General features: G+C 74.5%; 16 protein-coding genes. 10 read left to right on the forward strand and 6 right to left on the reverse strand.

Annotation, left to right across the window (positions count from 1 at the left end):
- The 4 genes from ACYVPE_RS36195 to ACYVPE_RS36210 all read left to right on the forward strand — a co-directional run.
- Positions 1–178, forward strand: a 178-nt coding sequence (locus ACYVPE_RS36195; RefSeq protein ID WP_461038082.1) for a lactate utilisation protein LutB domain-containing protein, incomplete at its 5' end; no start/stop codon positions are given.
- Positions 159–821, forward strand: coding sequence for a LutC/YkgG family protein (locus ACYVPE_RS36200; RefSeq protein ID WP_461038067.1), 663 nt, complete (start codon positions 159–161; stop codon positions 819–821). The genes ACYVPE_RS36195 and ACYVPE_RS36200, both read left to right, overlap by 20 nt.
- A 53-nt stretch (positions 822–874) precedes the next feature.
- Positions 875–1,438 (forward strand): TIGR03086 family metal-binding protein, encoded by a 564-nt coding sequence (locus tag ACYVPE_RS36205; protein ID WP_461038068.1) that lies wholly within the window; start codon positions 875–877, stop codon positions 1,436–1,438.
- A gap of 71 nt (positions 1,439–1,509) precedes the next feature.
- Positions 1,510–2,565, forward strand: coding sequence for a questin oxidase family protein (locus tag ACYVPE_RS36210; protein WP_461038069.1), 1,056 nt, complete (start codon positions 1,510–1,512; stop codon positions 2,563–2,565).
- Between the two features lie 4 nt (positions 2,566–2,569).
- Here the strand turns inward: ACYVPE_RS36210 and ACYVPE_RS36215 are convergent, their stop codons facing one another.
- From ACYVPE_RS36215 to ACYVPE_RS36225, 3 genes are read right to left on the reverse strand one after another with little or no spacing between them, the layout of a single operon-like run.
- Entirely contained in the window at positions 2,570–3,097 is a 528-nt protein-coding gene (locus ACYVPE_RS36215; protein ID WP_461038070.1) for an O-acetyl-ADP-ribose deacetylase, read from the reverse strand.
- Positions 3,094–3,768 (reverse strand): ThuA domain-containing protein, encoded by a 675-nt coding sequence (locus tag ACYVPE_RS36220; RefSeq protein WP_461038071.1) that lies wholly within the window; start codon positions 3,766–3,768, stop codon positions 3,094–3,096. Before ACYVPE_RS36220 ends, ACYVPE_RS36215 begins: the two co-directional genes overlap by 4 nt.
- A complete protein-coding gene (locus ACYVPE_RS36225; protein WP_461038072.1) occupies positions 3,765–4,604 on the reverse strand; it encodes a hypothetical protein in 840 nt (279 codons plus the stop codon). Before ACYVPE_RS36225 ends, ACYVPE_RS36220 begins: the two co-directional genes overlap by 4 nt.
- A 126-nt stretch (positions 4,605–4,730) precedes the next feature.
- Here ACYVPE_RS36225 and ACYVPE_RS36230 point away from each other — a divergent pair, with 126 nt between their 5' ends.
- Together ACYVPE_RS36230 and ACYVPE_RS36235 are read left to right on the forward strand one after the other, a co-directional pair.
- Positions 4,731–5,813: a DUF2332 domain-containing protein gene (locus ACYVPE_RS36230; RefSeq protein WP_461038073.1), complete on the forward strand. Its 1,083-nt coding sequence runs from the start codon at positions 4,731–4,733 to the stop codon at positions 5,811–5,813.
- A gap of 14 nt (positions 5,814–5,827) precedes the next feature.
- A complete protein-coding gene (locus tag ACYVPE_RS36235) occupies positions 5,828–6,256 on the forward strand; it encodes a PPOX class F420-dependent oxidoreductase (RefSeq protein WP_461038074.1) in 429 nt (142 codons plus the stop codon).
- Between the two features lie 53 nt (positions 6,257–6,309).
- Here the strand turns inward: ACYVPE_RS36235 and ACYVPE_RS36240 are convergent, their stop codons facing one another.
- Positions 6,310–7,008: an NERD domain-containing protein gene (locus ACYVPE_RS36240; RefSeq protein WP_461038075.1), complete on the reverse strand. Its 699-nt coding sequence runs from the start codon at positions 7,006–7,008 to the stop codon at positions 6,310–6,312.
- A 66-nt stretch (positions 7,009–7,074) separates the two neighbouring features.
- Here ACYVPE_RS36240 and ACYVPE_RS36245 point away from each other — a divergent pair, with 66 nt between their 5' ends.
- Positions 7,075–7,476, forward strand: a complete 402-nt coding sequence (locus ACYVPE_RS36245; protein ID WP_461038076.1) for an NUDIX hydrolase — start codon at positions 7,075–7,077, stop codon at positions 7,474–7,476.
- An 86-nt stretch (positions 7,477–7,562) separates the two neighbouring features.
- The gene (locus ACYVPE_RS36250; RefSeq protein ID WP_461038077.1) at positions 7,563–8,207 is read left to right on the forward strand and encodes a TetR/AcrR family transcriptional regulator; all 645 of its coding nucleotides are present in this window, start codon (positions 7,563–7,565) and stop codon (positions 8,205–8,207) included.
- 43 nt (positions 8,208–8,250) lie between these two features.
- On the opposite strand, the gene ACYVPE_RS36255 is transcribed toward ACYVPE_RS36250, so the two are convergent.
- Together ACYVPE_RS36255 and ACYVPE_RS36260 are read right to left on the reverse strand one after the other, a co-directional pair.
- Positions 8,251–9,108 (reverse strand): alpha/beta hydrolase, encoded by an 858-nt coding sequence (locus ACYVPE_RS36255; protein ID WP_461038078.1) that lies wholly within the window; start codon positions 9,106–9,108, stop codon positions 8,251–8,253.
- Positions 9,109–9,271: 163 nt separating this feature from the next.
- Positions 9,272–11,119 (reverse strand): ABC transporter ATP-binding protein, encoded by a 1,848-nt coding sequence (locus ACYVPE_RS36260; protein WP_461038079.1) that lies wholly within the window; start codon positions 11,117–11,119, stop codon positions 9,272–9,274.
- A 433-nt stretch (positions 11,120–11,552) separates the two neighbouring features.
- Between ACYVPE_RS36260 and ACYVPE_RS36265 the strand changes: the two genes are divergently transcribed.
- Both ACYVPE_RS36265 and ACYVPE_RS36270 read left to right on the forward strand, forming a co-directional pair.
- Positions 11,553–13,121, forward strand: a complete 1,569-nt coding sequence (locus tag ACYVPE_RS36265) for a phytoene desaturase family protein (RefSeq protein ID WP_461038080.1) — start codon at positions 11,553–11,555, stop codon at positions 13,119–13,121.
- 165 nt (positions 13,122–13,286) lie between these two features.
- Positions 13,287–14,534, forward strand: coding sequence for an alginate lyase family protein (locus ACYVPE_RS36270; protein WP_461038081.1), 1,248 nt, complete (start codon positions 13,287–13,289; stop codon positions 14,532–14,534).
- Positions 14,535–14,629 lie beyond the last annotated feature (95 nt).

Genomic DNA, 14,629 nt, shown 5'->3' on the forward strand with positions numbered 1-14,629 from the left:
CGACCGGCCGGGCGCGCTGCGCGCCGCGCAGCGGCTGGCCGCGGCGACCCGGCGGCTCCATCCGCGCCGGCTGCGGGGCCCCGGCCGGGCGTGGACGGCGAGCCGCGACCTCCCGACGTTTCCCGAGCAGAGCTTCCGCGATTGGTGGACGAGGAACCGTGACGACCGACAGCCGTGACCTGATCCTCGCCCGGGTCCGCCGCGCCCTGGTGGACGTGCCGGCCGACGAGGGGCCGGCGGACGTGCCGGTCCCGCGCGACTACCTGACGACGCACTCCCCCGCCGACCCGGTGCGGACGCTCGCCGAGCACCTGGCCGACTACCGCGCCGTGGTCCACCACGTGGACCCGGCGGGGCTGCCGGCGCTGATCGCCGACCGGCTGGCCGAGCGTGGCACCAGGACCCTGGTGGTGCCGCCGGGGCTGCCCCCCGAATGGCTCAGCGTGGTCGTCGGCGCCTCGGGTGATCCCGGGATCGCCGTCCGTGTCGACTCGGCGGCGGACACCCCGGCCGACCTGGACGCGGCGGACAGCGTCCTGACGGGCTGCGCGCTGGCCGTCGCGGAGACCGGCACGATCATCCTTGACGGCGGCCCCGACCAGGGGCGGCGCCGGATCACCCTGGTCCCCGACCACCACGTGTGCGTGATCCGGGCGCCCGAGCAGGTCGTGGACTCGCTGCCGCAGGCGCTGCCGCGGCTCGATCCGACCCGCCCGGGGACCTGGATCTCGGGTCCCTCGGCGACCAGCGACATCGAGCTGAACCGGGTGGAGGGCGTGCACGGACCGCGTACGCTTGAGGTGATTCTGGTCCATATCTGACACATGCCTGATCCAACGCATCTCTGACCTGACCGCTTCGGATGGGATGGGCTATGGAACTGCTCGACGGCTTCGACCGGGCGATGGACGAGTTCGACCAGCGGGTGCGGGAGGTGGGGAGTCGGCAGTGGTCGTCGCCGACGCCCTGCGCGGAGTGGTCGGTGCGGGATCTGGTGAACCACCTGACCGGCGAACACCTGTGGGCCCCCTGGATGCTGCGCGGGGCCACGCTCGCCGAGGTGGGCGACCGGTTCGACGGCGACGTGCTGGGCGACGATCCGGTGGGCGCCTGGGAGGCCGCCGCGGCCGCCTCCCGGGAGGCGGTGCACCAGCCGGGCGCGCTCGACGCCCGGGTGCACACCAGCGGTGGGCTCACGCCGGCCGACGAGTACCTGCGGCAGATGACGCTCGACCTGACGGTGCACGCCTGGGACCTGGCCAGGGGCATCGGCGCCGACGACCGGCTCGACGCGGACCTGGTGGGCCAGAGCTACGAGTACGTCGAGCCGCAGATCGACAGCTGGCAGAGCTTCGGCGTCTTCGACCCCCCGGTGTCGGTGGCGGACTCGGCACCGCTCCAGGACCAGTTGGTGGCGCTGCTCGGCCGTCGGCCTTAGGACCAGCAGTCGGGGGGTCCTCGGTCCCGGGGCCGTTACCGGGCGGGGCCGGCCGGCATAGCGTCGTCGGCATGGACACGAATGCGGCGGGAACGCTGGACGAGGCCCTGACCAGGCTGCACGCCTCGGGCCCCGAGTTCGAGGGGTGGCTGACCAACCACGCCCCGATGGCGGTGGAGGCGCTGGCCCGGCACGGGCAGGAGGCCCGGGTGCACCGCTGGGTGGACCTCTACCGGGACCGGCTCGAGGACCGGCCGAGCGGCTTCGGGCGGATCACGGCGGACAACTGGCAGACGGCGCTGGGTGACGCCCGCCATCTCACGGACTGGGCCGAGTACTTCGGGACGCTGTTGACCGAGCGGCCGTGGCGGGACGTGCTGGCGGAGTGGTGGCCGCGGCTGCTGCCGGGCATCACGAGTGCGGCCACCCACCCGGTGATCCGGGTGGGGCACGCGGTCCGGGTGCTGCTCGCCGAGGGCGAGACCGGGCCGCGGCTCGCGGAGTTGGCGCACGGTCTCGGGTACTGGGCGGCGCGGTACGAGCCGCTGCCGGCCGATCTGGTGGCGCTGCTCGCGCCCGGGTCTCCCGACGAGGCGCTCCGCGCGGTGCCGTTGGTGCCCGAGCAGTCGGGCGGCATCAGGGCCCGGCTCGCGCAGCTCGACCGGCTGCCCGACTGGGCCACGACCTCGGCTGGCGAAGGGGCGGCGGGCGAGGGGACAGCGGTGGTGGAGCGGCTCGGCGGTCTGGTGCGGGCGGCCACCGGCTACTACGCCACCCACGGCCACGGCGAGCCGGTGATGCTGGTGCACGCCGCGACCGCGCCCAACGCGGTGCTGCGGACCCTGCCGGCGCTGCCTCCCGAGCTGTGGCCGGCCAGCCTGGCGGCCGCCTGGAAGGCGAGCGCCGGGGTGGTGGCCGCCTACGGCCCGCCGGCGGGACCGACGGCGCCCGCCGACGCGGGGGGCCAGGACCCGGCCGAGCTGTTCGAGCGGGCGGCGGCCCACGGCGACGAGCACGCCATCAAGCTGGTGGACACCGCGCTCGACATGGCGGCCGCGCACCCGGCCGACCCGCTGGCGCTGCGGGCCGGGGTGCGGGCCATCGAGCTGATCGATCCGCTGGGCTGAGGCCTCAGGCGTCGAGCGCCGCGCCGAAGGCCCGGTGGGCGGGCTCGTCGAAGAGCACGAACCGCAGCTCGGTGAAGTCGCCGAGCGCGGCCGACTCGGTGACCGCGGCGACCGCGATCCGGGCCGCGTCGGCGAGCGGCCAGCGGTAGACGCCGGTGGAGACGGCGGGGAAGGCGACGGTGGCCGCGCCGAGTTCGGCGGCGACCCGCAGCGACTCCCGGTAGCAGGAGGCCAGTTGCTCCGAGCGGTCCTCGGTGCCCGAGTGGACGGGCCCGACGGTGTGGATCACCCAGCGGGCCGGCAGCCGGCCGGCGGTGGTGGCCACCGCCTGGCCGGTGGGCAGGCCGCGGCCGTAGCGGCCGGCGCGCAGCCGCCGGCACTCGGCGAGGATCTCGGGGCCGCCGCGGCGGTGGATGGCCCCGTCCACCCCGCCGCCGCCGAGCAGCGAGGAGTTGGCGGCGTTGACGATGGCGTCCACCCGCTGTTCCGTGATGTCGCCGAGTACCCGGGTGAGGGCCGGGCCGCCGGTCACGCCGGCGGCTCCGGCAGCCGGGCGGCCCAGCCGAGCCCGCCGAGCAGGTGGCGGCGGAAGTCGGGGTCGGCGAACGACTCGTCGGTGTGTCCGAGGGCGGTGTAGAAGGAGCGGCCGCCGGCGCGCTCGTGGCACCAGACGAGCGGGTGGTCGGCGCCCATCCGCCCGCCGGTGTAGGTGCTCTCGTCGGCGCTGGCCAACACCCGCACCCGGCCGCGCGGGTTGGCGGTGAAGTTGTACCACTCGTCCGTGAACTCCCAGCGGTCGCCGAGGTGCGCGGTGGCGGGGTGGTCGTGGTCCTCCACGGTGACGACGCCGGGTTGCAGCGCGGGGTGGCCGTCGAAGACGGCGCCGACCACCGAGTCGCCGAACCAGGGCCAGCCGTACTCGGTGGTGGCGGCGCCGTGCACGCCGACGAAGCCGCCGCCGGCGGCCAGGTGGGCGCGCAGCGCGGCGCGGGACGGTTCGGTCAGCGCGTCACCGCTGGTGGAGAGGAACACCACGGCGCGGCTGCCCGGCAGTCGGGCGGCCAGCTCGGCCGGGTCCTCGGTGGCGGTGACGGCGAAGCCGTGGGCGGCGCCGAGTTCGTGGAACGCCGCGACGCCGGCCGGGATGGAGTCGTGGCGGAAGCCGGTGGTCCTGGTGAAGAGCAGGATCTGCGGTGGGCTCATGGCAGTTCATGGTAGGAGCCGGCCTCCCGGCCCGGCTGCTCCGTGCCGCGCAGCAGGAGCAGGTCGTCGCCCCAGGAGTCGAGGACGGCGCCGTGCCCCGCGGCGCGGGCCTGGGGGCACCTCCCAGCGTTAGCTGGGGGAAGCTCGACGTCGGTGAAGAGCCGCCGCAGGGTGTCGGGGCGGCCGTGGGCGACGAGTTCGCCGAGCAGCCGGGGCAGCCGGTCGCCGCGCCAGGGCGGGGCGGCGAGGGGGCGCTGGGCCAACTCCCAGGTGAGGTACTTGTTGTAGGGCCTGACCCGGCGCTCCAGGGCGAAGAGGTGGGTGAGCAGCGGTGGCGCGGCCTCGGCGGCGTCCAGGTGGCCGGCGAGCGGGTGTCCGTCGCGGTGGTTCTTGAGCGCCCGGTAGGCGGAGTTGGCGAAGGCGTCGAGGTGGCCGGCGGCCAGCGACGCGGCCTCCTCAGGGGTGAGCGTGGCCTTCCGGGCCACCAGTTCGGCGATCAGCCCCTCCGGGGTGTCCTGGACGATTCGGGCGCCCACGAACGCGTAGCGGTTCCACTCGCTGTCCGATCCTGGGAGGGCGTGGCGGCGAAATTCGGCCAGTGCCATCACCACCACGTCGAGGGTCGCGGTGCGCCGGTCGCCGACGTCGGTCGCCCGGCCGTCGTGCGCGATCGCGAAGACGTCGTGGTCGGACCAGCGGGTCGACATGCCGTGGCGCGCCTTGGAGCCGGTGAGCACCACGCCGGCCACGGCCGGGTCCCGTCGGGTGGTCTCCAGCAGGGCGGCGAACTCGTGATCCGTGGCTGATTCCGCGGATGAAGCGGATGAAGGGGCCATGATCACAGCCAATCGGGGCACGGAGTACCAGGCAACCGAATATCCCGGGGCATATTCACCGGTGGGTCTTCCGCTCCGCCCCCGTCGGGCCCCATGATCTTGGGCGTACCGCTGTGAGGAGTACCTATGCCCCGTGAACACGTTGTCCGGCTGTTCGCCCGACAGGCCGGCGAGTGTGCCCGGCTGGGCTCGCCGCTGTACGCGGCGGTGCTGGAGCGGGCGGCCAGGGACGTCGCGGACGGCGGGCCCTGCGCGGACGCCGTGACGGGGTACGAGGGGGCCGGTGAGGAAGAGGCGCTGCCGCTGCGGTTGCTCGGCGGCGCGCACGCGCTGGCGCTGACCGGGCGCGCGCCGGAGCTCGCGGCACACTACCCGAGCGCGGGCGGGGAGTTCACGCCCGACGCGGTGGACGACGTCTGGCGGGCCTTCCGCTCCGTGGTGGCCGGGGAGCGGGAGTGGCTGCGGGGTTGGCTGCGTCGGCCGCCCCAGACCAACGAGGTCGGCCGCGCCACGCTGCTGCTTGCCGGGCTGCTGTACACGGTGCCCGCGGCGCAGCGTCCCATCCGGCTGTTCGAGCTGGGTTCGAGCGCCGGGCTCAACCTGCGTGCCGAGCAGTTCCGTTACACCGCCGACGGCTTCGCCTGGGGGCCGGCCGACTCGCCGGTGCGGCTCACCGACACCTGGCAGGGGTGCGTGCCTGACTGGCTGCTGGCGGGCGCCGAGCGGCACCAGGCGCTGCGGATCGTGGAGCGGCGCGGCTGCGATCCGACGCCGATCGACCCGCTGTCCACGGAGGGCGCGCTGGCGCTGCGCGCCTATGTGTGGCCCGACCAGGCGGACCGGACGCGGCGGTTGGAGGGCGCGCTGCGGATCGCGGCGAAGGTGCCGGCCACGGTCGAGGCGGCGGGCGCCGCCGACTTCCTGGCGGAGGTGGAGCTGGAGCCCGGCACGGTGACGGTGATCTGGCACTCGGTGATGCGCCAGTACGTGCCGGCGGACGAGTGGGCCAGGGTGGAGCGGGAGCTGGACCGGCTGGCGGCCGCGGCGACCCCGGACGCCGGCTTCGCCCATCTGGCCTTCGAACCGCGCGTGGTGGCGGGCGAGTCCGGGTTCTGGCTCTCGGCCCGGGTCGACGCCGGGCCGGAGCGGCTGCTGGCGAGCGCGATGCCGCACGGGCTGCCCGCCCGCTGGCCGGACCGGGAACCCTGACGCACGATGGGGTCATGGCACAGACGATGAGCGAGCCCGAGTGGCGGGCCTTCGTTTCCGCGGGTACCAGGACCGCCAAGCTCGCCACGGTGCGGGCCGACGGTTCCCCGCACCTCGCCCCGGTGTGGTTCGTGCTGGACGGCGACGACGTCGTGCTGAACACCGGCGCGAACACCGTGAAGGGCCGCAACCTGGCGCGGGACGGCCGGGCGGCGCTCTGTGTGGACGACGACACGCCGCCCTTCGCCTTCGTGGTGATCCACGGCCGCGCCACCCTGAGTGAGGATCCGGCCGAACTGCTGACCTGGGCGACCAGGATCGGCGGGCGCTACCTGGGCGAGGACGCGGCGGAGCGGACCGGGGCGCGGAACGCGGTGCCGGGCGAGCTGTTGGTCCGGCTGCGGATCGAGAAGGTCATCGCCTACTCCGCGTTGGCCGACTGAGCTGTGAGCCGGGGCGAACCGCGGCCGGCGCGCCGGCCGTCAGCCGTCGGCGCTCAGCCGTCCAACCAGGTGCGGCGGTCGCGGGCCAGGCCGTAGAGGGTCTCGACGGCGTCCGGCGCGAGCGCGCCGCCGAGCCTGGCCAGGCCGTCGAGCGCGGCGTCCGGCAGCACCTCGACGTCCCACAGCCCGGGTGCCACGCTGACCGCCGCCGCGGCAACCGGCACCAGGACCGGCCTGACCGGCACCCGGAAGCCGGCGGCGAGCGAGAGCGCGTGGGCCGCGCGCCGGGCGTCGCGCCGGCAGCGCCGGACGTGGGGCTCGGCGCGTCCCCGGTCGGTGCGCACCTCCTCCTCGTCGACGGTCAGCCGGGCGCCGCGGCGCAGCACCGGCCGGAGGCCGAGCACGCCGGCGGGCCCGATGGCCAGGTGCGGGATGGTGGCGGCACCGGGCAGCGGGATCGAGTGCAGGACCCGCCACCCCGCGCCGGCGAGCGCGTCGAGCCGGGCGCCGGTCAGCTCCTCGCCGCGCAGTTCGGCAAGGAGCGCGTCCCGGGCGGCGGCCCGGCCGAGCAGCCGGTCGAGGACGAGCCTGGCCCGGCCGGCGGGCAGCGCGGCCACCCGGCCGTGCAGGATCTCCCCCGGCCGGTTCGGGGCCAGGTCGTCGTCCGGGTGCAGCCACAGCGGTCCGCCGCCGCCCACCGGCCGGTCGTCCGGCGCCGGCGGGACCGCGTCGCCTCGTTCCCTACCGCCCATGACACCATCGTCCAGGTCCGGAGACCGAAGGTCATCTCCGGCGGCGGATTCGGGAGGAGACCGGTGGTGACACGGCTGATCGACACCGTGGCATGGGTGCACCTGGTGGACGGCAGGGTCCTCACGGCGCGGTCCCGGGGGCGGGACGTTTTCTATATCCCAGGCGGCAAGCGGGACCCGGGCGAGAGCGACCTCGAGGCGCTGGTGCGCGAGGTGCGCGAGGAGCTGACGGTGGCGCTGCTTCCCGAGACGGTCGCCCACCTGGGCACCTGGACCGGCGCGGCGCACGGCCAGCCGGCGGGCACCCTGGTGCGGATGGCCTGCTACACGGGCGAGTACCGGGGCACGCTGGCGGCGAGCAGCGAGATCGAGGAGATCGCCTGGTTCGGGCTCGCCGAGAAGCACCGCACGGCGGTGGTGGACCACGAGGTGTTCGACCTGCTGGCCGGCCGGGGCGAGGTGTGGTGAGCGCCGGGCGGTGAGTCGCGTTCGCGGCCCCCACCGTGACGGGTCTCTTCCGTACGATGGGGGCCGGTGAACTGAAGGGCGGCGCGGTGGCCGGAACACGGACCGATGGGCGGGTGGAGCGCGGTAACCAGACGCGCCGGCTGGTGCTCGGGCGCACCATGGACATCGCGTCGGTCGAGGGTCTCGAGGGTCTGTCGATCGGGCGGATCGCCACCGAGCTCGGGCTCAGCAAGAGCGGGGTGTTCGCGCTGTTCGGCTCCAAGGAGGAGCTGCAGTTGGCGACGGTCAGGGCGGCGCGGGCCGTGTTCGCGGACCGGGTGGCCGGCCCCGCGGCCGCCGTCCCACCGGGGATCGGCCGGATCTGGCGGCTCTGCCTGGCGTATCTGGAGTACTCGCGGACCCGGGTCTTCTCCGGCGGCTGCTTCTTCACCACGGTGGCGGCGGAGTTCGGCGCCCGCAGCGGGCCGGTGCGGGACGCGGTGGCGGCGGCGCGCGTCGAGTGGTGCGACCACGTGACGGGGATCGTCGAGGAGGCCAGGGTGGCCGGCGCGCTGCGGGCCGACACCAACGTCGACCAGCTGGCCTTCGAGCTGATGGCGCTGCTGGAGATGGCCAACGCGGACTCGGCGCTGCACCGCGACGACCGGGGCTACGACCGGGCGGCGGCGGGCGTCGAGGCGCGCCTGCGGGCCACGGCCACCGACCCGGCGCTGGTCGACGCCCTCCGCTAGGGCGTGTCCGGCCCGGTCGGCCGTCAGCGGGCCTCGTCGGGCGTCAGCGGGGCTCGTCGGCCGCGACGAAGTCGACGATGGCCCTGACGACGGCGGGGTCGGAGACGATCCGCCGGTGGCCGAGCCCCTGGGTGACCATCAGCCGGGACTGCCCCTGGTAGGCGTCGGCCAGCAGCCGGGACTGCCCGATGTCGATCATGTCGTCCGCCGAGTCGTGGACCAGCAACATCGGCATGGTCAGCTCGGCGGGCCGGTGGGTGGCGGAGAAGCGGCGCCAGATGTCGGCCTCGCCGGGGAAGACCCGCCGCTCGACGCCCTGCCTGAGCCGGGGCTTGAGTCGGTCGCTCAGCCCGAGCGAGGCGCAGAAGCTGTCGATCAGGTAGCCGAACTCGGCGGGCGCCGCGACCGAGACCAGCCGGTCGGCCTTGACCTCGTCGCGGAGGGCGAAGAAGAGCGAGAGGCCGCCGACCGAGTGGCCGACGGCGGCGACGAACCGGCCGTGCTCGGCGTGCAGCAGCCTGGCCAGCTCCCGGTACTCCAGGATCGAGGTCTCGCGGCCCTCGGACTCGCCGCAACTGGGCGCGTCGTAGGTCACCGGGCTGAACCCGGCGTCCAGCAGGGCCTCGGCGAGCGCGGTGAGACGGGAGGCGCGGGAGAGCCAGCCGTGCGCCAGGAGCACGGGCCGACGGCCGTCCCCCCAGGCGTAGACCACGGTCTCCTTGCCGGCGACGGTCACCCTGTCCCGGGTGGCCCGGCGCAGCATCGGCTCCTCGGCCGGTCGCACCGCGACCCGGGTGCGGGGATAGCGCCAGAGGTCGAGCGCCCAGCGCCCGGCCAGGTCGGGGGCCAGTCGTCCCGTGGTGTTGAGCGTGGTACGGATCAGTGCGGTCCTGAGTCGCATCTCGGGCCCCCTCGGTGGACTGGTGCGCGGTTCGACGCCAGGATGTTAGCACGATCGTTCGCACAGTTTTCTCCCGCCGGAGCGACGGCGGCCGCCGGCCGACCCGGGTCCTGGTCCGGGTCCGGGCGGGCCACGGCGGCCGACCCGGACGGCCTTCGGTGCCCTACGAGTTGGCGGCCTCGACCGCCTGCCGGTCGGGCTCCTCGTCCGCCGCGCGGACCTCGGAGTCCCGCCGCACCAGCTCGGCGTACCGGCCACCGAGTGCCAGCAGTTCGCCGTGGGTGCCGCGCTCGGCGATCCGGCCGCCGTCCAGCACCACGATCTGGTCGGCGTCCCTGATGGTGGAGAGCCGGTGCGCGATGGTGATCGTGGTCCGCCCGGCCGAGAGGGCGTCGATCGCCCGCTGGACGGCCAGCTCGGTGCGGGTGTCCAGGGCGCTGGTGGCCTCGTCCAGCACCAGCACCGGCGGATCGCGCAGGATGGTGCGCGCGATGGCGAGCCGCTGCTTCTCGCCTCCGGAGAAGCGGTAGCCGCGCTCGCCGACCACGGTGTCGTAGCCGTCCGGCAGGGCGGCGATGTGGTCATGGATCTGGGCAGCCCTCGCGGCGGCCTCCAACTCCCGCTGGTCGGCGCCAGGTCTGGCGAACCGCAGGTTCTCGGCGACCGAGGTGTGGAAGAGGTAGGTCTCCTGGGAGACGACGCCGACGGCCCGGGTGAGCGAGGCGAAGCCCAGGTCGCGGACGTCGACGCCGTCGAGGGTGACCCGGCCGTCCGTGACGTCGTAGAGGCGCGGCACCAGATAGCCAAGGGTGCTCTTGCCCGCCCCGGTCGGCCCCACGATGGCGAGCGAGCCGCCGGCCGGCACGGTCAGGTCGATGCCCGACAGGGTGGGCTCGGCGGCCGGGTCGTAGGAGAAGGAGACCCGCTCGAACCGCACCTCGCCGCGCGGCCGGTCGAGCTCCACGGCGCCGGGGCGCTCGGTGATGTCCACCGGCAGGTCCAGGTACTCGAAGATCCGTTGGAAGAGCGCGAGCGACGCCTGGAGGTCCACTCCGGTCGACAGCAGCGAGACGGCCGGGCGCAGCAGCCCCTGCTGGAGGCTCACGAAGGCCACCAGGGTGCCGATCGACGGCGGAGCCCCGCCGATCTGGTACATGACACCGGCCGACCAGTAGAGCAGGGCGGGGATCGCCGCCATGATCATTCCGATGGTGGCCATCCGCCAGCGGCCGGCCATGTTGGCCCGGACCTCGAGACCGACCAGCTGCCCCGACTCGGTGGCGAAGTCCCTGGTCAGCGCCTCCGACCGGCCCATGGTCCGGCCGAGCAGCACGCCGCTGACCGACAGCGACTCGGTGACCATGGCCGCCATCACTGCCATCTGCTTCTGCCGCTGGGTGGTGATCCGCTTGCGCTCCCGGCCGACCCGGCGGGCCAGCCAGACGAAGAACGGCAGCAGCGCGAGCGAGACCAGCGTGAGCCGCCAGTCGAGCGCGAGCATGGCCACCAGGGTGGCGACCACGGCGGTCAGGTTGGAGACGAGCGAGGTGGCCGTGGAGGTGACGGTGGCCTGCATCCCGCCGATGTCGTTGGCGATGCGGGACTGCACCTCGCCGGTCCTGGTCCTGGTGAAGAACGCCAGCGGCATCTGCTGGAGCTTGCCGTAGACGGCGGTGCGCAGGTCGTGCATGACCCGCTGCCCGACGGTGGTGGAGATCAGCGTCTGCAGCACGCCGAAGATGCTGCTGGTCACGGCGGCGGCGATCATGCCGAGGGCGAGCAGCGCGAGCAGTCCGGTGCGCCGGTCGGGCAGCGCGGTGTCGATCACCTCGCGCAGCAGGAACGGCGAGGCGACGGCGACCAGCGAGGAGGCGCCGACGAGCAGGGCGACGACGGCGAGCCGGCCGCGATAGGGGCGGAACAGCCGGAGGATGCGGCGGATCTGTGCCGGGGCCTGCGGGGCGGTCTCCTCGGCGGACACCGCCCGGGGCGGGGTGTCGTGGTGCGGCATGGGCTCCTTCGTGGGTCGGGGAGGGCTCGAGCGGCGAGCCGGTGGGAAGGTGGGGTGGGTGACGGACGGGGGCGGGGCGCGGGGAGTGGGACGCGGGGTGGTCGGGACAGCCTTCCAGCCTACGGCGATCGCGCCGCGGACGGTTCAGGCGGCGGGGCGGGCGGCGGGGTGGGGGCCGGTACCCGCACGCGGCGCGTGGGGCAGCGCGTGCGGAGGTGTCGGGGCGCGGTCACCCGGCTCGGCGGGTCGGCGCGCCGGGGTGCCGGGGCGGGGGCACGGAACGGGCGGCGCTGACGCCGTCGCCGGCTGGTCCATGTCCTCGCGGCCCCTCTTCCCCGTTTCCCCCGGGGGACCTTATGCCAGGTCACCGAGGTGCGACCAGAGGGCGGCCGGGACACTGGCCGGAAGTCGCCACCGCGTGTTACCAAGGGCCATGCCCGCCCTCACCTCGTACGACGCCGTGATCGTCGGCGGCGGCCACAACGGTCTGGTGGCCGCCGCCTATCTCGCCCGGGCCGGTCGCCGGGTGCTGCTGCTCGAACGCCTCGACCACACGGGCGGCGCCGCGGTCTCCGCCCCGGCCTTCCCCGGGGTGGCCGCGCGACTGTCGCGCTACGCCTACCTGGTCAGCCTGCTGCCCGAGCGGATCGTGCGCGACCTCGGCCTCCGGCTGACGCTGCGCAAGCGGGCGTTCTCCTCCTACACGCCGGTCGTGCGCGACGGGCGCCCCACCGGGCTGCTGGTGGGCGGCGGAGAGTCGCGCACCCGCACGGCGTTCGCCGACCTGACCGGTTCCGACCGGGAGTACGAGGCGTGGCTGCGGTTCTACGCGATGACGCGCCGGCTGGCCGTCCGGGTCTTCCCGACGCTGACCGAACCGCTGCCGCGGCGCTCGGAGTTGCGTCGGCTGGTGGACGACGACGCGGCCTGGCGCGCCGTCTTCGAGCGGCCGCTTGGCGAGACGGTGGAGGACGCGTTCCGCGACGACCTGGTGCGCGGCATCGTGCTGACCGACGCCCTGATCGGCACCTTCACCTCGGCCCACGACCCGTCGCTGCGCCAGAACCGCTGCTTCCTCTACCACGTGATCGGCCAGGGCACCGGGGACTGGGACGTGCCGGTGGGCGGCATGGGCGCGGTGACCGACGCGCTGGCGGGCGCCGCGCGGGCGGCGGGCGCGGAGATCGCCACCGGGCACGAGGTGACCTCGGTGGCCACCGACGGCGTGACCGCCGAGGTGGGGTACCGCACGGAGAGCGCGGAGGGGACGGTGGGCGCGGGCGTGGTGCTGGTGAACGCGTCGCCTTCCGAACTCGCCCGGCTGCTCGGCGAGGAGCGGCCGGAGCCGGTCGAGGGCGCGCAGTTCAAGGTGAACATGCTGCTGCGGCGACTGCCGGCGCTGCGCGACCCGGCCGCCGATCCGCGCGAGGCCCTGGCCGGCACCTTCCATGTCGCGGAGGGATACCAGCAGTTGGAGACCGCCTACCGGCAGGCGGCGGCGGGCGAGCTGCCTGGCACCCCACCGAGCGAGATCTACTGCCACTCCCTCACGGACCCCTCGATCCTCTCCCCCGAACTCGCCGCGGGCGGGCACCACACGCTGACCCTGTTCGGGCTGCACACCCCGGCGCGGCTGTTCACCCGGGACAACGCCGGGACCCGGGACCGCCTGTTGGCGGCGACACTGGCCACGCTGAACGGGCAGCTGGCGGAGCCGATCGAGGACTGCCTGGCGCTGGACGCGACGGGCCGGGCGTGCGTCGAGGCGAAGACGCCGCTCGACCTGGCGGCCGAACTCGGTCTGCCGGGCGGGCACATCTTCCACGGCGACCTGGCCTTCCCGCTCGCCGAGGACGACGCGGAGCTGGCCGGTGCGGCGGCCCGCTGGGGTGTGGCCACCAAGCACGCCAACGTGCTGCTGTGCGGCTCGGGCGCCGTGCGCGGTGGCGGCGTGAGCGGCGTCCCTGGCCACAACGCGGCGATGGCGGTGCTGGGGCGCTGACTCCCGCGCCGACCGGGCCCGCGTCCCTCGCGCCGCGCGCCGGCACGCTCGCCGGCACGGGCGCAGGCGTGGGTTCGAAACTTTCGAGTTCGTGCCCGACAGACAACCTTTTCTATCGGCGGGCCCACCATGGGGCACCACCCCCCACGAGAGACGAGGAATCTCATGCAGGGCACGCACCGCTCGGGTCGACCGAGCCGCCGCCACGTGCTGCGAGCCGCCGCACTGGGCACCGGGGCGCTCGCCGTCTCCGGTCTCGCCCCCACCGGGCCGGCCGGCGCGGCCGTCCAGGACCCGCCGATCAGGCCGTTGGCCTTCGCCCACCCGGGGATGCTGCACACCCAGGCCGCCTTCGACCGGATGGCCGGCCGGGTGGCCGCCGGCACCCAGCCGTGGCAGAACGGGTGGAACCGGCTGACGGCCAACGGGCACTCGGCGAGCACCTGGACGGCACGCCCCACCGCGACCATCGTCCGCGGCGGCACCGGCGAGAACTACCCGCAGCTCTACAACGACATCCACGCCGCCTACCAGAACGCGTTGCGCTGGAAGATCACCGGCGCGGCGGCGCACGGCGACCGGGCGCGCGACATCCTCAACGCCTGGTCGGGCACGCTGACCACGGTGACCGGCAACGCGGACCGCTTCCTGGCCGCCGGGATCTACGGCTACCAGTTCGCCAACGCCGCCGAGATCATGCGCGGTTACCCGGGCTTCGACCTGGCGCGCTTCCAGCGGATGATGCTGAACGTCTTCTATCCGCTCAACGACAACTTCCTGGTGAACCACAACGACGCCTGCATCACGAACTACTGGGCGAACTGGGACCTGTGCAACATGGCCTCGATCATGGCGATCGGGATCCTGACGGACAACCAGTCGATGTTCGACCGGGTCGTGGACTACTTCCACAACGGCGCGGGCAACGGCTCGCTGCCGCACGCCGTCCCGTTCCTGCACGGCTCCACGCTGGCGCAGTGGCAGGAGAGCGGCCGGGACCAGGCCCACAGCATCATGGGCATCGGCCTGATGGGCACCATCTGCGAGATGGCCTGGAGCCAGGGCGTCGACCTCTACGGCGCGGACAACAATCGTTTTCTGAAGGCGTGCGAGTACGTGGCCCGTTACAACCTGGGCTACGACGACCTGCCCTTCACCACCTACCGGTGGGGCACCGGGCAGAACTGCGCGCAGCAGCAGCACACCACGTTCGGCGCGGGCGGCCGGGGCCAGGCCCGGCCGGTCTGGGAGCGCGTCTACCACCACTACTGGGCGAGGCGGGGGCTCAACACCCCGAACCTCTCGGAGATCGCCAGGTCGCTCAGCCCCGAGGGCGGGGGTGGCGACTACGGCACCACGAGCGGCGGCTTCGACGAGCTCGGCTTCGGGACGCTGACCTACGTGCTGAGGTGAGCGGGAGGCCCGCCCCCGGCCACGGGGGCGGGCGCCGTCACCCGGTGCCGGGGCGGCCGGGGCGCCGCGCCCGGCGCGGCGGCGGCACGGCGGGC

The organism is Streptomyces mayteni, from assembly GCF_054783955.1.

Coding starts and splice junctions, on each gene's coding strand:
- ACYVPE_RS36240 (WP_461038075.1), bottom strand. CDS start 7,008: ATGGGCGGTAGGGAACGAGGCGACGCGGTCCCGCCGGCGCCGGACGAC.
- ACYVPE_RS36260 (WP_461038079.1), bottom strand. CDS start 11,119: ATGCCGCACCACGACACCCCGCCCCGGGCGGTGTCCGCCGAGGAGACC.
- ACYVPE_RS36255 (WP_461038078.1), bottom strand. CDS start 9,108: ATGCGACTCAGGACCGCACTGATCCGTACCACGCTCAACACCACGGGA.
- ACYVPE_RS36220 (WP_461038071.1), bottom strand. CDS start 3,768: ATGAGCCCACCGCAGATCCTGCTCTTCACCAGGACCACCGGCTTCCGC.
- ACYVPE_RS36210 (WP_461038069.1), top strand. CDS start 1,510: ATGGACACGAATGCGGCGGGAACGCTGGACGAGGCCCTGACCAGGCTG.
- ACYVPE_RS36270 (WP_461038081.1), top strand. CDS start 13,287: ATGCAGGGCACGCACCGCTCGGGTCGACCGAGCCGCCGCCACGTGCTG.
- ACYVPE_RS36265 (WP_461038080.1), top strand. CDS start 11,553: ATGCCCGCCCTCACCTCGTACGACGCCGTGATCGTCGGCGGCGGCCAC.
- ACYVPE_RS36235 (WP_461038074.1), top strand. CDS start 5,828: ATGGCACAGACGATGAGCGAGCCCGAGTGGCGGGCCTTCGTTTCCGCG.
- ACYVPE_RS36225 (WP_461038072.1), bottom strand. CDS start 4,604: ATGGCCCCTTCATCCGCTTCATCCGCGGAATCAGCCACGGATCACGAG.
- ACYVPE_RS36205 (WP_461038068.1), top strand. CDS start 875: ATGGAACTGCTCGACGGCTTCGACCGGGCGATGGACGAGTTCGACCAG.
- ACYVPE_RS36230 (WP_461038073.1), top strand. CDS start 4,731: ATGCCCCGTGAACACGTTGTCCGGCTGTTCGCCCGACAGGCCGGCGAG.